We start from the raw sequence: 21,422 nt of genomic DNA, 5'->3' as shown, positions 1-21,422 counted from the left end.
CGGGTCGATCTCCGCTGCGCGGGCGGGCTGGCCGGGCGGGCGGGTCTCGGGGGCCGGGCCGGGCCGCGCCTCGACGGGTCGTCGATCACGGCCGGCGACCCGGGCCTCGCGAGTCGAGCAGCCGCCGCGCCAGCTCCTGCCCTGCCTCGACGAGAGCCGGCGGCCCCTCGAGCGTCAGGTCCGCGTCGAACCCGGCGAACCGGGCCGCGAGGGCACACCACGACCACGAGCCCGTCGTGAGCCTCGTCCGACCGTCGTCCCCCTGCTCGACGAGGGCATCGGCGTCGACGTAGGGGGCGACGTCGCTCGCCGGGAGGTCGAGCAGCGCCGTGCCGACGCAGGGCCAGGAGGCGTCGGTCGACCCACGGAACCGCGCCGCGACGAAGGCGACCGGGTCGTCGCCGGGCACGGGCGCCGGCTGAACGACCGGCGCGTGGCCGCCCGCGGGTGCATCCGGTCGATTCGGTAGGTGCGCCAGTCGTCGGCGGCGGGCGCCCACGCCAGGAGGTACCAGCGGCCGTTGCTCGTGACGACGGCGTGCGGCTCGACCGAGAGCGGTGGGCCGACCTCGGCCTCGCCCCAGACGGGCGCGTAGTCGAACCGGAGCACCTCGTGTGCGCTGGTCGCCTCGATCACCGCGACCAGCACCTCCGGGTCGACGACCACCGCCGACGGCGTGCTGAGCACCTCGATCGAGTCCATCCGGTGCCGCAGCCGAGACGGCATCACCTGCCGGACGGTGCCGAGCGCACGAGCGGCCGCCTCGCCGATCGCGGTGCCGGAGGCGGGCGCCACCGCGAGCGCGAGCGCGACGGCCACGGCCTGGTCGTCGTCGAAGAGCAGGGGCGGCAGCTCGGCACCCGCCGACAGGCGGTACCCGCCCGCCGGCCCTCGCAGGGTCGTCACCGTGTAGCCCAGCTCGCGCAGGCGCTCGACGTCGCGGCGGACCGTGCGGGGGCTCACGCCGAGTCGCTCGGCCAGGAACGTCGCCGAGCTGTCCCGTCGCACCTGCAGCAGCGAGAGGAGCGTGAGGATCCGTGAGGAGGGGCTGGTCACGTTCTGATCGTCGCACCGGATGCGGTCACGATCTGACCGCATCGGGGAGGAGAGTCGCCGTCGACGCGGTCCTCACCACCGAGGACGGCGCGACGACGAGGAGACAGACATGACCATCTCGACCACCCCGCACCTCAACTTCGACGGGGACGCCCGCCAGGCCCTGGACTTCTGGGCCGCAGCACTCGGCACCGAGGTGACAGCCATGACCTACGGACAGATGGGCGCCTCAGACGACCCGGCGTGGGCGGACCGGATCGTCTGGGGGCAGGTCGAGACCGCGAGCGGGGTCCGTGTCATGGCGTTCGACGTCTGGCCGCACCAGGAGTACGACCAGGGGACGAACTCGTCCTACGTCTACCTCAGCGGCGACGACGCGGCCGAGATCACGGCGGTGTGGGAGGGGCTCGTCGACGGGGCCGAGATCCGGCAGCCGCTGGGCGCCTCCGCGTGGTCGTCGTTGGCGGGGCAGCTCCGCGACCGGTTCGGGGTCGTGTGGGCGCTCGACGTCCGGGCTCCGCAGCCGGGGGCGTGACGGGCGCCAGGTGCACCTGACACCTGGCGGCTCGGCACCCCGTGACCCGGCACCTCGCAGCCCGGCACCCCGTTGCCTGACACCCCGTGGCACGGCACCCCGAAGTGGACGATGCACCTCGTCACTACGGGGTGCATCGTCCACTCGGAGGTGCGTCGCGTGACCTGGGCTACTCGCTGACGCTGTCGCTCTCGCCGGCGAGCTCGCCGCCGTCGATGACGAACTCGGCCCCGGTCTGGAAGCTGGACTCGTCGCTGGCCAGGTAGACCACCAGGTTCGACACCTCCTGGGGCTCGCCGATGCGGTGCAGGGCGCCGAGCTGGTCGCCGAGCTCGAGGCCGTCGGTCATCGGGGTGCGGATCACGCCGGGGTGCACCGAGTTCGAGCGGACGTTCGCCGAGCCGAGCTCGAGGGCGACGGACTTGGTCAGGCCGCGGAGGGCGAACTTCGAGGCCACGTAGCCGTGCAGCGCCGTGGTGCCCTGCAGCCCTGCGGTGGAGGAGATGTTGACGATGCTCGACGGGGCGGACGCGACCAGCGCCTCCTTGGCTGCCGTGATGCCGAGGAAGGCTCCCGTGACGTTGATACCGAGGATGAGGTTCCACTGGTCGAGCGTGTACGTGCCGAGGCGGCCGAAGTTGACGATGCCGGCGTTGTTGACGAGCACGTTGAGGCCGCCGAACTCGCTGACGGCGGTGGCGACGGCCGCCTCCCAGTCGCCCGGCGACGTCACGTCGAGGTGCACGTAGCGGGCGGCGTCGCCGAGCTCGTCCGCGAGGGCGCGGCCCTCGTCGTCGAGCAGGTCGCCGATGACGACCTTGCCTCCCTCGGCCACGATGGCTCGGGCGTGCGATGCGCCCATGCCTCGCGCGCCTCCGCTGACGAGGGCGATCTTGCTGCTGAGTCTGTCCATGGGTGGCTCCTTTGCCATCGGGTGCTGCGGGTCCGGCAGGTGTCGCGGTGGGCGACGGGTGTTGCCGTCCGGGCACAGTAGCGACCGAACCGTCGGGTTCGCTGAGGAACCCTCGATGCTGCCCACGCGCTCGCGGGGCCCGCCGAGTCTCAGAGCTCGCGGACGGAGAGCAGCGACCGCACGGTCAGGGCTCGTCGGGGCGCGTTGGTCTCGAGGCCGTCGACGACGACTGCCGCGCCGAGCCAGGTCGCACCGCTCATCTCGACGAGGGCGTGACAGGCCTGGACCTGTGCGCCGGTCTGGACCCAGTCGTCGACGAAGAGGACGCGGTCGCCCGACTGCAGCAACGACCGCCGCAGGCCGAGCCGCAGGTGCCTGTCCTGGTAGTCGGGCGGTGTCGAGGTCTCCCACCAGGCGTCGCTGTCGGCGCTGCGCGACGGGTCCTTGCGGACCTCCGCGAAGCCGACGCCCAGATGTCGTGCGGTGAGCACCCCGAGGAGGCTGCCCCGCGACTGGGTGCCCATGACGACCGTGGGCGCTGCTTCGGAGAAGAGGTCGGCGAGGCCCTCGCCGATGGTCTGCAGGGTGTCGGCGTCCCGCCACCAGCCGGTCACGTCCGCGAGGTAGTCGGGATCGTTGCGGTCGCCCCGCCAGCGGAAGGAGGTGCGAAGCCGGTCGCGCAGGGCAGCGGAGGAGGTGGGCACCTGGTCATCTTGGCGGCTCCCGCGGCCGCTACTGCTCCGTCAGGGCCGCCGCGTACGCCTTCACCGAGCGGTGGTACCGCGGCAGGGTCGGCTCGACGGCCTCGATCGCGACCCTGAGCGCCTCGTCCGGACGGCCGGCGCTGTGCAGCGCGAGCGCGAGGAACACCCTCGGCGCGGCCCCGGTGGCAGGGTGCTCGGGAGCGTCACGCAGCATCGCGATCGCCTCGTCGAGCCGGCCGAGGTTGCGGAGGGTCGAGGCGTGCTGCACCACCAGCTGTGCCGCCCGCGTGGGGTCGACGGCGTCGAGACCGGCCGCGGTCGCGGCGGCGTAGTGGATGTCGGCCGCCGCCTCCTGGCCACCCGAGTCGTGGGCGCCGCCCAGCTCGAACGAGCCCAGGGCGGGGTGAGGCGCAGCGGCCGCCAGCGCCTCCATCAGGGTGATCCGCTGCGCGTCGTCGATGTCGGCGTCGGCCCAGAGGGCGGCGACGCGGGCTTCCCAGTCGTCGGTGCTCGTCCGGCTGTCGGTGCTGGTCCGGCTGTCGGTGCTCATGTGCCGAGGCTAGGGCGTGCGGCCCGTCTCGAGGTGGACCGCGCCGCGTTCCATCAGCCGCCACGACCCGCCCGCGAGCGGCGTGAGCGTCACCGCCACGTAGACCGCCGCGACGATGCCGAAGGCGATGGTGAGACCGATGGTGTCGGCGGCGACTCCGCCGAGGAGGGCTCCGAACGGGACCCCGGCCCAGGCTCCCGCGTTGAGGAGCCCGAACACGCGGCCGCGCAGGTGCTCGGGCACCCGCTCGAGCTCGACCGTCGCGAGGATCGGGTTGAGAGCGCCCGCCGCCAGACCGGACAGCGCGGTCGCGGCCACCAGCACGGGCAGCGGCGAACCGAGCGCGAACGCCAGGCTCGACGGGCCCCCGGCCAGCGCGAAGCAGAGCGCGAACGTGACCCGCCGCGGCACGCGGTGCGCGACGAAGCCGAAGGCGACGTTGCCGAGCAGGGCGCAGCCGCCCATGGTCGCGACCAGCAGCCCCAGGGCGGCCGCGCCTCCTAGTCGGTCGTTCGCGTAGAGGGGCAGCAGGGTCGAACCGCGGGCCGCGTCGAGGAGGTTCGTGACCAGCACCAGCGCCACGATCAGCCGCATCAGCGGGTCACGGACCACGAAGCGGGCTCCCTCGGCGAGGTCCTGCCAGTAGGAGGCGCGGGCCGCGTCCCCGAGGCCGGCGTCACCTGGTGCTGTAGCTGCGGCTGCGCGCGCGTCGCGTGGGACCAGCGTCCAGGTCAGCACCGCCGAGACGGCGAACGTCGCCGCGTTGACGAACAGCGACGGGACGGGCCCGACGGCGGCGACGAGCAGACCGGCCAACGACGCGCCGATCAGCTTGGCGAAGCGCTCGGAGCCGTCGAGCAGGCCGACGCTCCGTTCGATGCGGATGCCGGCGCGCTCGGTGAGGCCGGGGAGCATCACGCGACGCGCGGTCTGGCCGGGGGTGTCGAGCAGGCCGGCGACGAAGACGAGCGCCAGCAGGGCCCAGAACGGCAGCCCGACGGTCAGCGCCAGCACCGGCATCGCCAGCACGGAGGCGCCGCTCACGACATCCGCGACGATCGCGGCCCTGCGATGGCCGACCCGGTCGACGACGACCCCGCCGAGCGGCCCGCCGATGATCACCGGCGCGGTCGCGAAGGCCGCGGCGACGCCGATCTCGACCCCGGAGCCGCCGAGCGCGAAGACGTAGAACGGGACCGCGAAGGCCGTGACGACGTTGCCGGTCTGCGAGATCGCGTGGGCCGCGACGAGCGCCGAGAGGGCGGTGCGGGAGGCGCGCGAGGCGCGGGTCGGGTCAGCCGGGCCTGCCGGGCCTGCCGGGCTGGTCGCGCTGGTCGGGCCGGCAGGTGCCGGGGCGACCGTCTCGGGTGCGGGGGCGTCCTCGGTCACGCGCCCGCGCCTCCTGGGTGCCGGTAGGCCTGGTAGGCGAGGACGACGGTCTCGGCTCCGTCGTCGTCGGCGGGGTCGTGCGCGTCGCCGACGTCGACCCAGCGGTCGACGACGGACTCGAGCTCGGCGCGGAGGGCGGCGAGCTCCGTGACCGTGAGGCGGATCGCTCGGTCGCCGCCTGCCGCCGCCGCGACCCACTCGCGCGGCAGGGCCGGCATCTCGTCGACGTACTGGGTGTAGCGCGCGGCGTTCGCCTGGACGATCGACTTCTCGAGGGCGGCCGACGCACTGAGGCGCTCGGGGTCGTCGAGGAGGTCGGCGGGCTCCCACGAGGTGAGGAGGGCCGTGGCCTGCCACCAGCGCTCGCGACGGTCGGCGCTCTGCGGGTCGGCGGCCTGGATCAGGTCGCTCGCCGCGAGCTTCGACAGGTGGTAGCTGACCGTGCCCGGCGCCTCGTCGACCACGTCGCCGAGCTGCGCCGCGGTCTGCGGACCGCGCTGGCGCAGCAGGCCGAGGAGGCGCAGCCGCGTCGGGTGGGCCAGTGCGCGCATCGAGGCGGCGTCCGTGAGGGTGGAGCGGGGCTCGTCGCGGGTCATGGGGCCACGCTAGGTGCGCAAGAGGTGTTGCGCAAGAGGTGTTGTGGATTCTGAGATCAGGTCCGATCTCAGAAGTCGGAGGCGCGGCGTTCTGAGATCACCCGAACGCTTCCTCGTGCGCCCGTCAGGGCGGCTCGCAGGGCGATCAGGCGGTCGCGCGCCTCCTCGGCTATCCGCTTTGCGTCGCACCGAACGGGGGGTGTCTCGACCGTCGAGATTCTCGCTAATCTAATGGTCGGCACGGATGCCGATCTCAGCGCAGGAGCGAACATGACCACCCCGACACTCTCGACCCGACCCAGGCACATGACCCGACCGAACACCGCACCGGACCCGACCCCGGCCGCGGCGCCCTCCCTCGACGGAGGCGCCGGTCACGACGCCGGCGTCGGCCCCGACTCCGTCACCGGCTTCATGCAGGCCTTCGGCGTCGCGCAGATGCGCGCGGAGGCCCTGATGAAGATCGTGGCGGCCGACCACGGGATCGGCGTCTCGGACCTCCGCGCGCTGTACTTCGTGCACGGCGGCACCGACGTCACGCCGCGCGAGCTCGCCGCGTACCTCGAGCTCTCGTCGGGCTCCGTCACGAGCCTCGTCGACCGGATGACCGACGCCGGGTTCCTGGACCGCGCCGCCCACCCGACGGACCGGCGCAGCAGCGTCCTCGTCATCGCCCCCGACGGCGTCGCCCTGATCGAGGGCGAGATCGGGTACTACCTCGAGGTCTTCGACGGGCTCGCGTCGCGGCCCGAGCTGGCCGTCGTGACGACCGCGCTCGCCGAGCTCGCGAACTCGATGACGCGGCACGCGGCTGCGCGGTCTGCGGGCACTCGCACGGGCGCGGCCTAGCCCGAGCCCCACTCTCTCGAACGATGTGACGCGTCCAGGGGATCCGGGAAGAGCAGACCCCCGCGACGCGTCACCTCGATCGCGGTCACCTGTGCGGCGACCGGCGCCTCGCGAGCGCCTGGACTCCCGCGACGACGAGACCTGCGCCGATCACGAGCACCAGGACGGTGCCGAGGCTGACGACGTGCTGCAGGTCGAGCAAGGCGAAGCCGGCGAGGAAGAGCCCGGCGGCCGTCTCGACCAGAGCGACGGCGACCGCGACCCCGCGGGAACGGCGCTTCATCGGCGTGCGGGGTCGTCGTCGGGCTGCTGCCCCGGCGGCATGAAGGGGGCGAAGGAGGCGGTCGTCCCGTCGCGCAGGGAGCGGGGCGAGGGCGGTGTCGCTCGGGCGTCGCGGGGCCGGAGCAGTTGCTCTGGCTGGGCGGGCGCCTTCTGCGGGAGAGCCGACCGCTCGTGCTGCGGCTGCGGCTGCGGGTGCAGGTGCGACTGCGACTCAGGCTGCTGCTGCGTGGTCCGTCGGGCGCGGAGGGCGATGCCGAGCAGCAGGCCGGTCGTGCCCGAGCCCAGGGCGGGAAGGGCCAGGGCGTAGGCGAGGCCGTCGGTCGCGAGGGTCCAGGAGCACGGTCCGCCCTGGCTCTCGCACGAGATGACCCGTCCCGTCTCGGGATCCATCCGGATCGTCGACACGGGCTGCGCCGTGTCGAACGAGCCGTCCGCGCTCGCCTGCCACAGGAGCGCTGCACCGGACGCGACGAGAGCGGCGGACAGGATCCAGAGGAGCAGCTCCCACGAGGAGCGGCGGGGTCGGACCGCGGCGGGGCCTGCGACCGACGCGTCGGCATCGGCGTCTCCGGCCGGGGAGGCCGGGTGCTCGAGTGCGCTCACGCGGGATTCCTCCGGGGTGGTCAGATCTGTCTTGGGACCGTCCCATCATGGGATGTGCCGGAGTTGAGTGCGAGGGGCGCGCCGGGTCGGGCCCGGGAGGCGGGGTGGGCGGCGCCTCCTTCGGTCCCGCTTGCCTCGCGGGCACTGGCCGCTGCAAGACCCGACAGCGGAGGCGTGAGGAGACTCGTAACAACCGGAAAAGCCTGCATTGCGTGCGGTGCGGTCGGCATCTGCGGAACCGGACCCGGACCGGGAGCTGCGGCCGGAGCAGGGGTGCGGTCAGCGTGGGTCGGGCGAGGCGCCGAAGGCCTTGCGGCCGTTCCACACGGCGATCCCGATCACGAAGAGCGTGAAGAAGACCGAGAACACGACGCCCGGCTGCAGCACGGCCCACACGACGACGAGCATGCCGACGCTGACGACGAGGCTGATGCCGTACATGATCCGCCCGAGGCGCGTGTTCATCTGCATGGGGACTGTCTACACAGGCGCCGTCACCGAGGTGACGTGTGCCCGTTCCTCCAGCCGTGCGGGCGAGGCTCAGATGGAACAGTCCAGGTCGTCGTCCTCCCGTGCCTCCGAGATCCGCCTCGTGTGGGGACGCTCGCCCGCACCCCGGGTGTCGAGGACGAGGCAGAGCTGCCAGTCGACCTGGCAGTTCTCCGTCGTGCCCGCGTCGACGACGAGGACCGCGCTGGCCCCGGGGCGCACGTCGCCCTCGTTGTGCCACAGGCAGGTGAGGTCGACCGTCCGATCCGTGTCGTTGACGACGGTGACCTCGACCTGGGGCGGCATGAGGAGGATCCCCGCTGCGACGACGGAGGCGGTCACGGCTGCCGCGACGACGAGGATCTTCCGGCTCAGGCGCACCGGCTCACCGTATCGACCTGCCGGGGAGGCGTCGGCGTTCGCGGGACAGTCTCCGTCCTGGGGCTGAGAGACGAGCCGTGGTGGCGCGTCAGCCGCCGGGCCCTGTCCTGCTCGGACCGCGGCCGCTCCGGGTACGCACCGCCGCGCTTTCAGCCCTGCGGGCGAAGCGGGCTGCGACGGTCGGCGGCGAGACTGGACGTCGAACGAAAGGACCCCATGTTCGCCGCCTCCTCGCACGTCGTCCTCCCGGCGCTCGCGACCGTCGTCCCCGTGACGATCGCCGCCGTCGCGCTCGTGGGGCTGCGCTCGCGGCGAGCCGGGGACGATCTGGGGACGATCCTCTGGCGGACGTCGTTCGTCGCCTACCTCGGGGCGCTGGTCGCGGTCACGTTCTTCCCGTTCGTGATCGACCTCGACGCACCTCCGGACTCGCCCTGGCGGCCGATGATGAACCTCGACGCGCTCAGCTCGCTGCACCTCCGGTCGTTCTGGCTGAACATCGTGATGACGGTGCCCCTCGGGGCGTACTTGACGGGACACGGGCTGGCGGCACACGGGCGGGCCGGCCGGGCTGGCCTCGGGCCGACCGGGCGGCGTCGCCTGCGCGGCATCGTGCCGGTCGCCGCGATCGCGCTGGTCGCCAGCGTCTCGGTCGAGCTGCTGCAGCTGGTGCTGCACCTCACGATCGGGGGCAACCGTGCGACCGACATCGACGACGTGATCGCCAACACCGCCGGAGCCGTCGTCGGCGCGGTCCTCTGGCGGGCCGTGCTGTTCGTCGGGCGGCGGGTCCTCCCGGGTCGGCGCCCCGAGGCGGTCGCCATCGGCCCGAGCCCGAGCCCGAGCCCGCAGGAGGCGGCACTCGCCACGGCGGGCCCGTCGCCAGGGCGTCCGCACCCCTCGGAACCGCGCACACCCGCTCGCGCGAGCGAGGGTGCGCGCGGGTCCTGAGGGTGCGGACGAACCGTTCGCGGCCGAGCACGTGGCCGTGCCGCGCGCGACGGCGCCGTCGGGCGGCCCGGGCGTAGGGTCGGATCGACCGAGGAGGCGCCGTGACCGACCCCCGGACCGACCGCGGCGGCGCCAGGCCCGCCGTGCCGACGCCGACGCCGGCGTTGCGTGACGTTGTCTGGGCCTGCCTCCGGCCGGCGCTCCGGCTGCGGCTCGCGCTCTTCCGCCGGGCCGTGCGCTCCGGGACGTTCCCGCCGGCCGCCACCGCACCTCCGTCGCTGCTCGACGACGTCACCGCCGACCGGGTCGCCTACGTCGGCAACGCGGCCGCGGCCCGGTTCGGCGTGCTCGAGGAGGAGCTGACGACGCTCAGCCGCGTCGCGGCCGCGGTCGGCTCCGCGCGGGGACGGCCGTTCGTCTGGGTCGAGGGCCCGGCCCAGGTGCTGACCGCGCGCGAGGCGGCCGACGAGCCGGCCTCGGCCGTGCCGGACGTCGACGCGGTCGTCGTCGCGCTGGGGTTCAGCGACGTGCTGCTGATGACCTCCGCCGCCGCGTGGCGCCGCGACCTCGACCGGCTTCTCGACGCCGCACGGCACCCGGGGAGCGTCCTCAGCCCGGTGCTCGTCGCGGGGATCCCGCCGATCGATCGCCTGCGGCTGACGTCGCGGGGCGCGCGAGGCCGCGTCCACGGGCAGATCGCGCGGCTCAACGCCGAGTCCGAGCGGCTCGTCCGGGAGCGCGGCGACTGCGTCTTCGTGCCGTTCCCCGAGCCCGAGCCGGCCGTCGGCAGCGCCCGCCTGAACGGCCAGCTGTGGTCGTGGCGACGGGTGCACGAGCTGTGGGCGGCGAGCCTCTGGCCCGAGCTCGTGAGGGTGCTCGACGAGTCGAGCTGAGGAGGCGTCGTCTCGACGAGTCGAGCTGAGGAGGCGCCGTCTCGACGAGTGGAGCCGAGGAGGCGCGGGCCGGGCCGGCAGGGACGGCCTGCGACGACAGGGACGGCGTCCCCGACGTGAGAGCGACGAACCTCCGTGGGGATCACGGAGGTTCGTCGCTGTCGTGGAGGTCCGCGGCCGGCGCGCCGCGGGCGGTCCCGCCTAGCGGGCCTCCGCCTCCTCGGCGTCGCGGGCGCGCTTGCGCTCGTTCAGCGCGCGCTCGTCGCGGCCGACGACCGCCAGCAGGACGATGGCGAGCACGACGCAGGCGAGGATCAGCACGAAGGTGACGTCCCAGCCGAACGCGTGCACGGCCAGGCCGATGCCGGTGGAGGCGAGGGTCGCGCCGAGCACGTAGCCGAACAGCCCCGTGAACCCGGCCGCTGTGCCGGCGACCGAGCGCGGGCTGAGGTCGAGCGCCTGCAGGCCGATCAGCATGACCGGGCCGTAGATGAGGCCGCCGATGGCGACGAGCATGGCGAGCGAGATCCAGAGCGGGCCCTCGACCGGCGACAGCCAGTAGACGGCGACGGCGACCCCGACCGCGGTCATGAACAGGATGCCCGTGGGGGAGCGTCGGCCCTTGAACACCTTGTCGCTGATGTAGCCGCAGAGCAGGGTGCCGGGGATCCCGGCCAGCTCGAACAGCGAGAACCCGGCGATGCCCTCGCCGAGGCTCGCGCCGCGCACCTCGGACAGGTAGACCGGCGCCCAGACGAGCACTCCGTAGCGCAGCGTGTAGACGAAGACGTTGGCCAGGGCCAGGTTCACCATGGTGCGGTTCGTGAGCACGTAGCGGCGGATCGTCGACCAGGTCGAGGCGCCCTCGTCGGCGGCGTCGGTCTCGACGGGGGCCGGGTCGTTCCGGTACTCCTCGATGGGCGGCAGGCCCTCGGACTCGGGGGTGTCGCGCAGCAGCACCAGCGCGACGACCGCGATGACGAGGCAGACGACCGCGGGGAACCAGAACACGCTCTGCCAGGTGCCGAACGAGGCGAGCGCGACACCGGCGAGGCCTCCGGCACCCGCGCCTCCCACGTTGTGCGCGACGTTCCAGATCGCGGTCTTGCCGCCGCGCTCCGAGGTCGAGAACCAGTGCACGAGCGTGCGGCCGCTGGGCGGCCAGCCCATGCCCTGGAAGAACCCGTTGAAGATCATCACCACGGCGAAGAACGCGACGGAGGCGCCCACCGCGGGGACGAAGGCGATGAACAGGTTCGCGAGGGCCGAGAGCGCGAGGCCGATCGGCAGGAAGAACCGCGCGCTGCTCTTGTCGCTCACGATCGCGCTGAGGAACTTGCTGAAGCCGTAGGCGAGCAGCACGCCGTTGGTGATGACGCCGAGGCCGACGGTGCTGAAGCCGTTCTCGTCCTTGAGGATCGTCGACACGAGCGGCACGTTGTTGCGGATCAGGTAGTAGGCGGCGTAGCCGATGAAGATGCCCAGGAACACCTGCCGCCGGAGGCGCGGGTAGCGACGGGCGACGGTCGCGTCGTCGAGTCGGGGAGCGGATGGCGGGGCCGCGAGGAAGGCGGTCAGCCCTCGTCGCGACGACGTCTCGGTGGGGGTGCGCGGGGCGCGGTGGTCGGTGGTCATCTCGGCCTTCCTCGTCCACGGCGGTGTGGGCGAACTCATAGCTGAACACAAGGTTGCAGTTCACGCAAATGACACCTGCCGTTCACCTGGAGGGGTTGACAGCGCGCCCCGCTCCGGCCATCAGGGGGTCGGGTCCTCGTCCCGGTCGCTGCCCAGGGCGTCCTTCGCGACGGCCATCGCCGCCATGCCGTTCGGCCAGCCGGCGTAGAGCGTGACGTGCGTGATCGCCTCGATCAGCTCGTCGCGGCGGACGCCGTTCTCGAGCGCACGCCCGAGGTGGAACGGCAGCTGCCCGGTGTGGCCGCCGGCAGCGAGGACCGCGACGGTGATCAGGCTGCGGTCGCGGGCCGACAGCTCGGGGCGGTTCCACACGTCGGCGAAGAGGACGTCGTCCGTGAGCTCGGCGAGCTTGGGCGCGAAGTCGCCGAGGGAGGCGCGGCCTCCGCCGACCTGGCGGGGCTGGTCGGGCTGGGACGGCTGGGAGGGCTGGCGGGGCTGATCGGTCACGGGGTTCCTTCTCCGGTTCGGGGGCGGACGACGCAGGAGGTGCGCCTGGCGACAGTCCACCTCCTCGGCTCGTCAGGAGGGGTGCCCTGGCAGTGCCTGTCAGCCCGCGGGGCGCGTGCGTAGCGTGGATCTCGACGCCGCAGGTCGGCGTCGCCCCTCTTCTTCCTGCTGCTGCCCGCAGCTCGCCCCTGCCCTCGACCCTGAGAGGACCCGTCCTGACGAACGCCCCCGCACCCGCCCCCGCGCCCGCTGCCGACGTCGCCCCGTCGGGCGAGCCCGGCGCACCGACCCCGACCCGCCTGCCGCTCTTCTCGCTCGTCGTGCTCGCGACGGTCGGCTTCGTGCTCGTCGCGATGGAGACGATGCCCGCCGGGTTGCTGCCGCAGATCGCGTCCGGGCTCGACACGGGCGAGGGCACCGTCGGGCTGCTCATCAGCTCGTACGCGCTCGGCACCGTCGTCGCGACCGTCCCCGCGATCACGCTGACCCGTGGGCTGCGGCGTCGCCCCGTGCTCGCGGCGGCGCTCGCCGGGCTCGTCCTCGCGAACGTCGTGACCGCCTTCGCCCCGACGGTCGGCGTCGCCCTCGCGTCCCGGCTCGTCGCCGGGGCCTTCTCGGGCACGATCTGGGGCCTGCTCGCCGTGCACGGCCGCCGCATCAGCCCGCCCGGCAGCGCGGGCCGCGCGCTCGCGATCGTCTCGGCGGGAGCTCCCGTCGGCTTCGCGTTCGGGACCCCGCTCGGCTCCTGGCTCGGAACGACCCTCGACTGGCGCTGGTCGTTCGGCGGCCTCAGCCTGATCGGGCTCGCCGCCCTCGTGCTCGTGCTCACCGTGGTGCCCGACGCGACCCCGTCGCCCGCCCCGGCCTCGGGCCGCCTCCCGCTCGGCCGCGTCCTCCGCCTCCCCGGGGTCCTCGTCGTCCTGGCCGTCATCGCCGCGTGGATGATCGCGCACAACACGATCTACACCTACGTCGCGCCGTACCTGCGAGCCGGCGGCTCGGGCCTCGGCGTCGACCTGACGCTGCTCGTCTACGGGGTCTCGTCGATCGGCGGCATCGTCGTCACCGGAGCCCTGCTCGACCGGCACCCCCGGCCCCTGCTGCACGGCAGCGTCGCCCTCTTCGTCGTCGCGGGAGCCGTGCTGCTGGTCGGCCAGGCGTCCCCGGCCGCGGTGCTCGCCGCCTCCGTGCTCTGGGGGCTGACCTTCGGCGGGGCCTCGGCCCAGCTGCAGGCGGCGGTGACGACCGCAGGAGGCGCGGAGGCGGACGTCGCGAACTCGTTCCTGCCGGTCGCCTTCAACGTCGCCATCTTCGCCGCGGGTGTCCTCGGAGCGCTGCTGCTCGGCGGGGTCGGCCCTCTCGCGCTGCCCGTCGTCATGATGGGAGCAGGCGCCGTCGCCCTCGGCCTGACGGTGTGGGGCAGGCGCAGCGCCTTCCCCGCGCAGTACTGACGCGGCGCCTCGCCGACGCGGGCGGTTCCGGCGGCCGGACCCGCGCCTCCTCGACTCTCACCTCTCTTCTTCTCCACTTCCCCGACATCACCACCGAACACGAACACAGGAGCACACATGCGCACCGTCAAGGCCTACGCGGCACCGTCCGCCACCGAGCCCCTCGTCCCGACGACCATCGAGCGCCGCGACGTCGGCCCGAAGGACGTCATGATCGACATCGCCTACGCCGGCATCTGCCACAGCGACATCCACACCGTCCGCGGCGAGTGGGGCGAGATCCAGTACCCGCAGGTCGTCGGCCACGAGATCGTCGGCACCGTCTCGGAGGTCGGCTCCGAGGTCACGAAGCACAAGGTCGGCGACCGCGTCGGCGTCGGCTGCATGGTCAACTCGTGCGGCGAGTGCGAGTACTGCCAGCGCGGCGACGAGCAGTACTGCGCGAAGGGCAACACCGGCACCTACACGAGCGTCGACCCGGCCGACGGCACCGTCACCCAGGGCGGCTACTCGCAGGCCGTCGTCGTCACGGAGGACTTCGTGCTGCGTGTGCCCGAGTCGCTCGACTACGACAAGGTCGCGCCGCTGCTCTGCGCCGGCATCACGCTCTACTCGCCGCTGCACCACTGGGGCGTCACCGAGGGCACCAAGGTCGCCATCGTCGGCATGGGCGGCCTCGGCCACATGGGCGTCAAGATCGCCGCGGCGCTCGGCGCCGACGTGACCGTGCTGTCGCAGACGACCTCCAAGAAGGAGGACTCGCTGCGCTTCGGCGCGAAGGCGCACTACGCGACGAGCGAGGAGCAGACCTTCACCGACCTGGCGAACTCCTTCGACCTGATCGTCAACACGGTGTCGGCCAAGATCGACATGGGCGCCTACCTCGGCCTCCTCGCCGTCGACGGCACCCTCGTCAACGTCGGTGCCCCCTCGGAGCCCCTCGAGGTGCCCGCGTTCGCGCTGATCCCGGCTCGCCGCAGCTGGGCCGGCTCGGCCATCGGCGGCATCCGCGAGACCCAGGAGATGCTCGACTTCTGCGCCGAGCACGGCATCCTGCCCGAGACGGAGCTGATCAGCGCCGACCAGATCAACGAGGCCTACGACCGCGTGCTCAAGTCGGACGTGCGCTACCGCTTCGTGATCGACGCGGCGACGTTCGCGTAGGTCGCACCCGCTGGTCGCACGAACGCCCTCGCCGTGCGCGGGGGCGTTCGTGCGTGCGTGCGTGCGTGCGGGAGGCGGCTCGCACCCGCGGGGCCTGCGGAGACCCCTCGAACCCGCGCAGACCCCTCGGACCCGTGCACACCCTCGCGCGCGCCGAGGGGTGCGCGCGGCTTCGGCGGGTGCGGGCGACCGGGCGGCTGCGATGGGCGGCTGGACCCCGTCCCGTCGACGCGAGCCGCAGCTCCTGCGGGCGCCGGGCTGGCCGTCAGCGCGGCCGCATCACGTCGCACCGGGTTTCGTACACTGCACCGGGTCTAGACGCGGCGCAGTGTACGAAACCCGGTGCAGTGCGTCAGGGGCGCAGTGCCAGCAGCGCGAGGTGCGCGTCGAGAGCCGTGACCGCCCAGGAGGCGTCGGTCCCGACCGCCTGGGCGAGCAGGTGCAGGGCCAGGCCGTCCACGACGGCGTGGGTGAGCTCGACGTCGACGTCGACCAGCTCGGCCGCGGCGGCCGTGCCGGCGACGGCGCGCGTGCCGGGAGCGGCGTGCGTGCGGACCCCGTCCCCCGCGCCGGCCGCGCCGCGGGCGCCGAGGTGCGCGAGCGCGAGCGCGCAGACGTCGCGCACGGCGGCGTGCGTCTGCTCGTGCGCCGCGCGCAGCGAGGGGTCGGTCAGGGCGAGGGCGGCGAAGGCGACGGTCACCTCCATCTCGGCGCGACGCTCGTCGTCGAGGGGGAGCAGCTCGAGCAGGACGGCCCGGGCCGCGTCGCGTCCGCCGGTCGCGGCGGCCGCCCGGTCGACGCGCTCGCGCAGCCGTGACACCAGCAGCTCGACGGCCGCGTCGCGCACGCTCGCCTGCGTCGGGAACGTGTACCGCAGCGACGAGGGAGGCAGGCCCGCCTCGGCGGCGACCTTGCGGACCGACACCCCCGTGGGGCCCTCGCGCACCAGCACCCGCCAGGCGGCTTCGCCGACGATGCGGCGGCGGTCGTCGAGGTCCACGGTGCGGGGCATGCGTCGATTCTGGCACGACTGTGCGAAAACGTGCTAGAACTGATTCCGCACGACTGTGCGACAACGAGTCGCGCAGGGTGTCGACACGAGGTCGGCTCGGTGCGCCGGAGGAGAGGGGCCCGTCATGGCCTGGGTGCTGTTGATCGTCGCGGGGGTGCTCGAGGCCGTGTGGGCCTCGGCTCTGGGGGCGTCGAAGAACTTCACGAAGAAGGGGCCGACGGCGCTGTTCGTCGTCGCGCTCGTCCTGAGCATGGTCGGCCTCGCGCTGGCGATGAACGACTTGCCCGTCGGCACGGCATATGCCGTCTGGGTCGGGATCGGCGCCGTGCTCACGGTCGTGATCGCCGTCGTCCGCGGCCAGGAGGTGCTGACCGTCGCCCGCGCACTGCTGCTCGCCGTGCTGATCGGCTGCGTCGTCGGACTCAAGGTGGTCAGCTGATGCCGTGGGTCGTGCTCGTCGTCAGCGCCGTGCTCGAGGCGGTCTGGGCGACCGCGCTGGGTCGGAGCGAGGGGCTCTCCGTGCTCGCCCCCTCCGTCGTGTTCGTTCTCGGCCTCGCCGCCTCGATGCTGACGCTCGGCTGGGTGACGCGGCACATCCCGATCAGCACCGCGTACGCGATCTGGGCCGGCCTCGGCGCGGCGTTCACCGTCACCTGGAGCATGCTCACCGGCGGCGAGGCCGTCACGGTCGTGCGCGTGCTGCTGCTCGCGGGGATCGTGGGCAGCGTCGTCGGGCTGAAGCTGCTCAAGTCGGGGCCGATCACGAGCGTGGCGGTTGCTGCTGCGGGTGCGGCCGGCGGCGACGAGATCGGTGCGGCCGAGGAGGCGGCCGGGCGACGTCCTACGCGCTGAGGCCGAGGAGGAACAGCATCCCGACGACGAGGCTGGCGCAGGTCGCGACGGCCGACGACGCGAGGACGAAGAGCGTCACCTGGCGCTCGTGGTCGCGCACCTCGGAGAAGGGGCTCGTGGGGCGGACGATGCTCATGGAGGGCTCCTCTCGGCAGCTCTGCGCTGCATGGGGTCGACGTCGCATTTCTATGCATGTGCATCTTGTCACGGTCGGCCAGAGCATCTGGTCACACGGACGGCGGCCTTCGCGAAGTGGACAGCGGCGGCATCGAATTGCCCCGGACTGCTGCTTCCCGGGGCTCAGGGCAGCGGTTCGGGGCAAGTCGTCGAGGGTGAGGCGAGGGCGGCTAGCGCAGGCCCGCCTGGAGCGTGCGCATCGCCTCGCCGAGCGCCCCCGACGCGAGCAGGCCCGTGCAGAGCGGGCCGGAGCTGTCCTCTCCGAGCAGGGGGAGGCGCGCGAGGGCCGTACGGACCGGCGGGCTCAGATGCCGCAGCTGCCAGGCGATCTCGGCGGCGCCTCCTGCGGCCGCACCCTCGACGTCGGGGGCGGCCAGGGTGACGGCCTTCACCGCGTAGGCCGCGGCGCCGAGGGCGTGCGCGCCCATGTGGGCGACGCCCGACGCCTGGCCTGCCGACCACGCGGCGGCCCTCGCCGCGGGCGACGTCACGGACTGCGCGGCACGACCGGCGACGAAGCGGCGACGGATCTCGCCGGCGGCGTCGAGCTCCCCGCGGGCGAAGGCGTGGGCGCGCGCGATGCCGTCGCGGGGGCGGTCGTCGTCGGGCGCCTCCTGCTCGAAGAGGGGCAGGACGCGCTCGGCGCAGTCGGCCGCCCAGGCGGCGACGAGCCGTCGGTCGGTCTCGGAGAGCGCCTGCGGGGAGGTCATCCCTGCACCCTGGCATGGCACGTGCACCGCGTCGACGACGAGTTGCCCGGACGTGCTGCCTCGCGCCCCCGGGAGGTGGCGGCGGTGGTGGCGCTGTCGTCGGCGACCGGCAGCGGCGGCGAGTCGCCTCGAAGTGCTGCTTCGCTCGCCCGGGGGCAGCCGTTCGGGGCAACTCCTCGAGGGGTCGTCAGGAGGCGGGGGTCGGCGACGCGTCGGAGGCGCCCGGCAGCACCGCGGCGAGCCGCGTCAGGAACGCGCGCACCGCCTCCAGCGCCTCGTCGTCGTAGTCGTCCAGGGCCGCCTCGAGGGCGGCGCCGCCCCGGCGGAGGAACGGCTCGATGCGCTCGTGCGCCTGCTCGGTCGGACGCAGCGTCACGACGCGGCGGTCGGTGCTCTCGCGGCTGCGGGCGACCAGGCCCTGGGCCTCGAGCCGGTTGAGCAGGGCGGTCGTCGCGCCCGAGGTCAGGCCGATCCTGCTCGAGAGCTTCGCCGGCGTGAGCGGCGCGCCCTCGCGCTCGGCCCAGATGACCTCGCCGAGGGCCGTGCCGTCGGCGGTCGGCAGGTCCATCCAGCGGGCGAGCTGGTGGGCCGACTCCTGGTACGTCACGGCGTAGTGGCGAAGGGCCTCGAGCACCTGCGTCCTCGGCGTCGGTGTCGTCGGCGTGCTCATGGGTCGATCCTCCCATCGCGCAGCGCGGGCGCGGCGGCCTCGGGCACGTCGGCGGCAGGCACGCCGGCCTCAGGCACGCAGCTGCGGGTACTCGGCCAGCACCGGCACGTGCTTCTCGCTCGTCAGCAGGTTCGCCTGGAAGAACTTCCGGACCGGCCGCGACGCGGTGACGCGGTGCATCGTCTGGATCGCCTTCACCCCGGCGCCCGACGACGGGTGCATCAGCTTGGCTCCGCCGCGCGGAAGCCCCTGCGCGCTGTCGGCGTACCGGCGCATCTGCTGCTCGTACCGGGCGAAGGCCTGCGCCGGGCGGTCCGGGCTCGTGGCGAGCTCGCCCACCAGGATGTGGGCGCCGACCAGCGACAGCGTCGTGCCCATGCCCGTCGGGCCCGACCCCCACGCGGCGTCGCCGATGAGCGCGATGCGGCCCCGGCTCCAGGTCGACATGACGACCTGCTCCATCCGCTGCGTGTAGAACTCGTCCGGGCGGGCGTCGAAGCCGTCGAGGATGCGCTCGGTCTGCCAGCCCGCACCTCGGAAGCGCTCCCTCAGGATCTGGAGCTGCGCCTCCACCGGGAGCCCCTCGAAGCCCATCGGCTCGGACTCGAACGACATGCTCGCCCTGATCGTGCCGAGGTCGTCGGGCCGCACCGACGCGACGCGGCCGCGGGCCGCGGTGAACCAGTCCCAGGAGTCGACGTCGTCGGGCCGGCGGTCGATCGTGCCGTACGTGATGCTGACGCCGAATTCGCGCAGCTCGGTCTCGTCCGCGAAGAGGAGGCGGCGGGTGCGCGAGCTGCGCCCCTCGGCCACCAGGAACAGGTCGAACCGCTCCTCCGCGCCGCTGTCGAAGGTGACGTCGACGCCCGTCGCGTCCTGCTCGGCCCCCACGACGAAGTCGCCGAAGCGGCGCTCGACGTCGGCGGGGACGGCGTCCGCGAGGATGCCCGCGAGCCGCCCGCGAAGGATCTCGACCTCGGCGGTCGGGCCGTCCTGCCCCTCCTCCCGCGGGAACACGGCGTAGGGGCGGCCGGACTCGTCGACGAAGCGGGTGCCGTCCTCGCCGGTCAGGTTCGCGAGCACCGCCTCCTCGACGCCCATGCGGGTCAGGATCTCGCGACCGAGCCCGCGGACGTCGATGTTCTGGCCCGTCTCGCGGGGCTCGGCGGAGCGCTCGAGCAGCACGACGTCGAAGCCGGACTTCGCGAGGCCCCAGGCGAGCGCCGGGCCGGCGATGCTCGCGCCGGTGACGAGGACGCGGGGGCGCGCGGCCGGGGAGGAGGGAGGTGTGGTCATCGTCGTGCCTTCCGTCGCGGAGGCCGGGGTCGGCCGCACGACTCGAGGATAGCTTCACTGTGATGTGACTTCACAGTGAAAGCACATGCGGTCGAGGCCTTCCTCTCCCTAGCGCACGCAGCAGGTGGCGACAGCGAGTTGCCCCGGAGTGCTGGCTCCGTGAGTCTCGAGCGGCAGTTCGGGGCAACTCGGGCCGCTGCCGCCTCCTGGGCCGGCTACTCGGCGGGGATCTCGCCGGTCGCGACGAGCGTCGCGCGCGCGAGGATGTGCGACGCGATCGTGAAGTTGAGGAACGCGGGCGTGCCGTCGGCGGGCACCTCGATGTCCTCGACGTCGAGAGCGTGCACCGTCACGAAGTAGCGGTGCTGGCCGTGGCCCGCAGGAGGTGCGGCGCCGATGAACGAGGGAGCCCGCGAGTCGTTCGGCAGCTGGTACGCCCCCTCGGGGAGCTGTGCGCCCGTCGCGTCGCCGGCGCCCTCGGGCAGGTCGGTCACGGACGCCGGGATGTTCGCGACGGCCCAGTGCCAGAAGCCCGACTGCGTGGGCGCGTCGGGGTCGTAGACCGTCACGGCGTAGCTCTTGGTGCCCTCGGGGGCGCCCGACCACGACAGCTGCGGCGAGACGTCCTGGCCGCCGGGCACGCCGAACGCGCCGGAGTACTGCTGCTGCGCGAAGGGGGCGCCGTCCTCGACGGTGGCGCTCGTGACGGTGAAGCTCGGCACCTCGGGGAGGCGGGCGAAGGGGTCGTTTCCGGTGGTGTCGCTCATGACGGTCCTTTCCTGGGGCGGCCGGGTGGCGCCTCCTGGAGGATCATGCTCCCGGCACCCTCGGAAACCGCGCAGACCCCCGTGCGCGAGCGGGGGTCTGCGCGGGTCGCGCGGGTGCGGACGCGGGCACGCCCGCAGGAGGCTCGGCCGGTCAGCTCAGGCGGGTCGCCGCGATGCCGCCGTCGACGTCGACGGTGCTGCCGTGCACGAACGCGGCCTCGCCGGAGACGAGCCAGCGGACCGCGAACGCCACGTCGACCGGGCGCACGGGGCGGCCGGCGACGGTGCCGGCCGTCATCGCGGTGAGCACGTCGGCACTGTCGGCGTTGCCGGGCGTGCTCGTCGCCCCGGGCGCGACGGTCGTGACGCCGACGCCGTGCGGGCCGAACTCCGCCGACCAGGTGCGGGTCATCTGCTCGAGCGCGGCCTTCGAGCCGGTGTAGGCAGCCCCGAACGGGACTCCGACGCGCGCCATCCACGAGCCGACGTTGACGATCGACCCGCGACCGCGCTCGGCCATGGCCGGGGCGAGTGCGGCGACGAGGAGGTGGGGAGCCCGCACGTTGGTCGCGAGGACGGCGTCGAGCTCGGCGTCGGAGAGGTCGGCCGTCGCCCCCGCGGGGTAGATGCCGGCGTTGTTGACGAGGACGTCGACGCGTCCGCCGAGCGCGGCCTCGGCCTCGGCGGCGACGCGTCGCACCTCGGCCGGCGAGCCGCCGAGGTCGCCGACGACGGCGTGTGCGCGGCCTCCGGCCTCGGTGACGGCGCGGACGACGGAGGCGGCGCGCGACGCGTCGCGACCGCTCACGACCACCTCCGCACCGGAGGCGGCGAGCACGCGCACGATCGCCTCGCCGATGCCGCTGGTCGAGCCTGTGACCAGCGCGGTGGTGCCGGCCAGGCGGGTGTCGGGGGTCAGGGTCTGCAGTTCTTCGTCATTGGACTTCATGGTCCATTCCTAGCACAGGAATGGACCGCATGGTCCACAGC

27 protein-coding genes are annotated in these 21,422 nt (G+C 73.6%); 8 read left to right on the top strand and 19 right to left on the bottom strand.

The genetic code is table 11. The features are described from left to right. Positions 1–174: 174 nt before the first annotated feature. Complete coding sequence (locus ITJ48_RS08545) at positions 175–1,056, bottom strand: helix-turn-helix transcriptional regulator (RefSeq protein ID WP_370544841.1); 882 nt, start codon at positions 1,054–1,056, stop codon at positions 175–177. Between the two features lie 109 nt (positions 1,057–1,165). On the opposite strand from ITJ48_RS08545, the gene ITJ48_RS08540 reads away from it, so the two are divergent. After that, the gene (locus ITJ48_RS08540; protein WP_194613177.1) at positions 1,166–1,591 is read left to right on the top strand and encodes a VOC family protein; all 426 of its coding nucleotides are present in this window, start codon (positions 1,166–1,168) and stop codon (positions 1,589–1,591) included. Between the two features lie 169 nt (positions 1,592–1,760). Here ITJ48_RS08540 and ITJ48_RS08535 read toward each other — a convergent pair whose 3' ends face one another. From ITJ48_RS08535 to ITJ48_RS08515, 5 genes are all read right to left on the bottom strand, one after another. Then, the gene (locus ITJ48_RS08535) at positions 1,761–2,504 is read right to left on the bottom strand and encodes an SDR family oxidoreductase (protein ID WP_194613176.1); all 744 of its coding nucleotides are present in this window, start codon (positions 2,502–2,504) and stop codon (positions 1,761–1,763) included. A gap of 149 nt (positions 2,505–2,653) precedes the next feature. Next, positions 2,654–3,208, bottom strand: coding sequence for a phosphoribosyltransferase family protein (locus ITJ48_RS08530; RefSeq protein WP_370544840.1), 555 nt, complete (start codon positions 3,206–3,208; stop codon positions 2,654–2,656). A 28-nt stretch (positions 3,209–3,236) separates the two neighbouring features. After that, positions 3,237–3,758: a tetratricopeptide repeat protein gene (locus ITJ48_RS08525; RefSeq protein ID WP_194613175.1), complete on the bottom strand. Its 522-nt coding sequence runs from the start codon at positions 3,756–3,758 to the stop codon at positions 3,237–3,239. A 9-nt stretch (positions 3,759–3,767) separates the two neighbouring features. Next, a complete protein-coding gene (locus ITJ48_RS08520; RefSeq protein ID WP_194613174.1) occupies positions 3,768–5,147 on the bottom strand; it encodes an MFS transporter in 1,380 nt (459 codons plus the stop codon). Next, the gene (locus ITJ48_RS08515; protein ID WP_194613173.1) at positions 5,144–5,743 is read right to left on the bottom strand and encodes a helix-turn-helix domain-containing protein; all 600 of its coding nucleotides are present in this window, start codon (positions 5,741–5,743) and stop codon (positions 5,144–5,146) included. Before ITJ48_RS08515 ends, ITJ48_RS08520 begins: the two co-directional genes overlap by 4 nt. 270 nt (positions 5,744–6,013) lie before the next feature. On the opposite strand from ITJ48_RS08515, the gene ITJ48_RS08510 reads away from it, so the two are divergent. Then, positions 6,014–6,592 carry a MarR family winged helix-turn-helix transcriptional regulator gene (locus tag ITJ48_RS08510; RefSeq protein WP_192042799.1) on the top strand — a complete coding sequence of 193 codons (579 nt, stop codon included), beginning with the start codon at positions 6,014–6,016 and terminating at the stop codon, positions 6,590–6,592. Positions 6,593–6,677: 85 nt separating this feature from the next. Here ITJ48_RS08510 and ITJ48_RS08505 read toward each other — a convergent pair whose 3' ends face one another. From ITJ48_RS08505 to ITJ48_RS08490, 4 genes are all read right to left on the bottom strand, one after another. Next, the gene (locus ITJ48_RS08505) at positions 6,678–6,875 is read right to left on the bottom strand and encodes a hypothetical protein (protein ID WP_194613172.1); all 198 of its coding nucleotides are present in this window, start codon (positions 6,873–6,875) and stop codon (positions 6,678–6,680) included. Next, a complete protein-coding gene (locus tag ITJ48_RS08500; RefSeq protein ID WP_194613171.1) occupies positions 6,872–7,477 on the bottom strand; it encodes a hypothetical protein in 606 nt (201 codons plus the stop codon). The genes ITJ48_RS08505 and ITJ48_RS08500 overlap by 4 nt, the downstream gene beginning before the upstream one ends. Before the next feature lie 279 nt (positions 7,478–7,756). Continuing rightward, positions 7,757–7,948, bottom strand: a complete 192-nt coding sequence (locus ITJ48_RS08495; protein WP_192042796.1) for a hypothetical protein — start codon at positions 7,946–7,948, stop codon at positions 7,757–7,759. Positions 7,949–8,017: 69 nt separating this feature from the next. Next, entirely contained in the window at positions 8,018–8,347 is a 330-nt protein-coding gene (locus ITJ48_RS08490; RefSeq protein ID WP_194613170.1) for a hypothetical protein, read from the bottom strand. Positions 8,348–8,563: 216 nt separating this feature from the next. Here ITJ48_RS08490 and ITJ48_RS08485 point away from each other — a divergent pair, with 216 nt between their 5' ends. Both ITJ48_RS08485 and ITJ48_RS08480 read left to right on the top strand, forming a co-directional pair. Then, positions 8,564–9,298: a VanZ family protein gene (locus tag ITJ48_RS08485; protein WP_194613169.1), complete on the top strand. Its 735-nt coding sequence runs from the start codon at positions 8,564–8,566 to the stop codon at positions 9,296–9,298. A 101-nt stretch (positions 9,299–9,399) separates the two neighbouring features. Next, the gene (locus ITJ48_RS08480) at positions 9,400–10,191 is read left to right on the top strand and encodes a hypothetical protein (RefSeq protein ID WP_194613168.1); all 792 of its coding nucleotides are present in this window, start codon (positions 9,400–9,402) and stop codon (positions 10,189–10,191) included. A gap of 201 nt (positions 10,192–10,392) precedes the next feature. Here the strand turns inward: ITJ48_RS08480 and ITJ48_RS08475 are convergent, their stop codons facing one another. Both ITJ48_RS08475 and ITJ48_RS08470 read right to left on the bottom strand, forming a co-directional pair. Beyond that, complete coding sequence (locus tag ITJ48_RS08475; RefSeq protein WP_194613167.1) at positions 10,393–11,826, bottom strand: MFS transporter; 1,434 nt, start codon at positions 11,824–11,826, stop codon at positions 10,393–10,395. A gap of 120 nt (positions 11,827–11,946) precedes the next feature. Then, entirely contained in the window at positions 11,947–12,333 is a 387-nt protein-coding gene (locus tag ITJ48_RS08470; protein WP_194613166.1) for a carboxymuconolactone decarboxylase family protein, read from the bottom strand. A gap of 92 nt (positions 12,334–12,425) precedes the next feature. Between ITJ48_RS08470 and ITJ48_RS08465 the strand changes: the two genes are divergently transcribed. Both ITJ48_RS08465 and ITJ48_RS08460 read left to right on the top strand, forming a co-directional pair. Beyond that, positions 12,426–13,784, top strand: coding sequence for an MFS transporter (locus ITJ48_RS08465; protein ID WP_370544839.1), 1,359 nt, complete (start codon positions 12,426–12,428; stop codon positions 13,782–13,784). A 117-nt stretch (positions 13,785–13,901) separates the two neighbouring features. Then, positions 13,902–14,948, top strand: a complete 1,047-nt coding sequence (locus ITJ48_RS08460) for an NAD(P)-dependent alcohol dehydrogenase (protein ID WP_194613165.1) — start codon at positions 13,902–13,904, stop codon at positions 14,946–14,948. A gap of 352 nt (positions 14,949–15,300) precedes the next feature. Here ITJ48_RS08460 and ITJ48_RS08455 read toward each other — a convergent pair whose 3' ends face one another. Then, positions 15,301–15,960: a TetR/AcrR family transcriptional regulator gene (locus tag ITJ48_RS08455; protein WP_194613164.1), complete on the bottom strand. Its 660-nt coding sequence runs from the start codon at positions 15,958–15,960 to the stop codon at positions 15,301–15,303. Positions 15,961–16,084: 124 nt separating this feature from the next. Here ITJ48_RS08455 and ITJ48_RS08450 point away from each other — a divergent pair, with 124 nt between their 5' ends. Together ITJ48_RS08450 and ITJ48_RS08445 are read left to right on the top strand one after the other, a co-directional pair. Beyond that, the gene (locus tag ITJ48_RS08450; RefSeq protein WP_194613163.1) at positions 16,085–16,399 is read left to right on the top strand and encodes a multidrug efflux SMR transporter; all 315 of its coding nucleotides are present in this window, start codon (positions 16,085–16,087) and stop codon (positions 16,397–16,399) included. Continuing rightward, positions 16,399–16,812, top strand: a complete 414-nt coding sequence (locus tag ITJ48_RS08445) for a multidrug efflux SMR transporter (RefSeq protein WP_194613162.1) — start codon at positions 16,399–16,401, stop codon at positions 16,810–16,812. The genes ITJ48_RS08450 and ITJ48_RS08445 overlap by 1 nt, the downstream gene beginning before the upstream one ends. Here ITJ48_RS08445 and ITJ48_RS08440 read toward each other — a convergent pair. The 6 genes from ITJ48_RS08440 to ITJ48_RS08415 form a co-directional block, all read right to left on the bottom strand. Then, on the bottom strand, positions 16,802–16,948 hold the full coding sequence (locus ITJ48_RS08440; protein ID WP_194613161.1) for a hypothetical protein: 147 nt from the start codon (positions 16,946–16,948) through the stop codon (positions 16,802–16,804). The genes ITJ48_RS08445 and ITJ48_RS08440 overlap by 11 nt on opposite strands. Before the next feature lie 211 nt (positions 16,949–17,159). Further along, positions 17,160–17,699 (bottom strand): putative immunity protein, encoded by a 540-nt coding sequence (locus ITJ48_RS08435; protein WP_194613160.1) that lies wholly within the window; start codon positions 17,697–17,699, stop codon positions 17,160–17,162. Between the two features lie 187 nt (positions 17,700–17,886). Continuing rightward, entirely contained in the window at positions 17,887–18,369 is a 483-nt protein-coding gene (locus ITJ48_RS08430; RefSeq protein ID WP_194613159.1) for a MarR family winged helix-turn-helix transcriptional regulator, read from the bottom strand. Between the two features lie 69 nt (positions 18,370–18,438). Further along, positions 18,439–19,665 carry an FAD-dependent monooxygenase gene (locus ITJ48_RS08425; protein WP_194613158.1) on the bottom strand — a complete coding sequence of 409 codons (1,227 nt, stop codon included), beginning with the start codon at positions 19,663–19,665 and terminating at the stop codon, positions 18,439–18,441. Positions 19,666–19,880: 215 nt separating this feature from the next. Next, positions 19,881–20,432, bottom strand: a complete 552-nt coding sequence (locus ITJ48_RS08420; RefSeq protein ID WP_133739207.1) for a YbhB/YbcL family Raf kinase inhibitor-like protein — start codon at positions 20,430–20,432, stop codon at positions 19,881–19,883. Between the two features lie 151 nt (positions 20,433–20,583). Next, the gene (locus ITJ48_RS08415; protein ID WP_194613157.1) at positions 20,584–21,381 is read right to left on the bottom strand and encodes an SDR family NAD(P)-dependent oxidoreductase; all 798 of its coding nucleotides are present in this window, start codon (positions 21,379–21,381) and stop codon (positions 20,584–20,586) included. Positions 21,382–21,422 lie beyond the last annotated feature (41 nt).

Origin of the sequence: Frigoribacterium sp. VKM Ac-2530 (assembly GCF_015350835.1) — a bacterium.
Classification (GTDB): Bacteria; Actinomycetota; Actinomycetes; order Actinomycetales; family Microbacteriaceae; genus Frigoribacterium.
The sequence above is the reverse complement of the archived record's forward strand: the minus strand, read 5'-3'. Positions and strand labels throughout refer to the sequence as shown.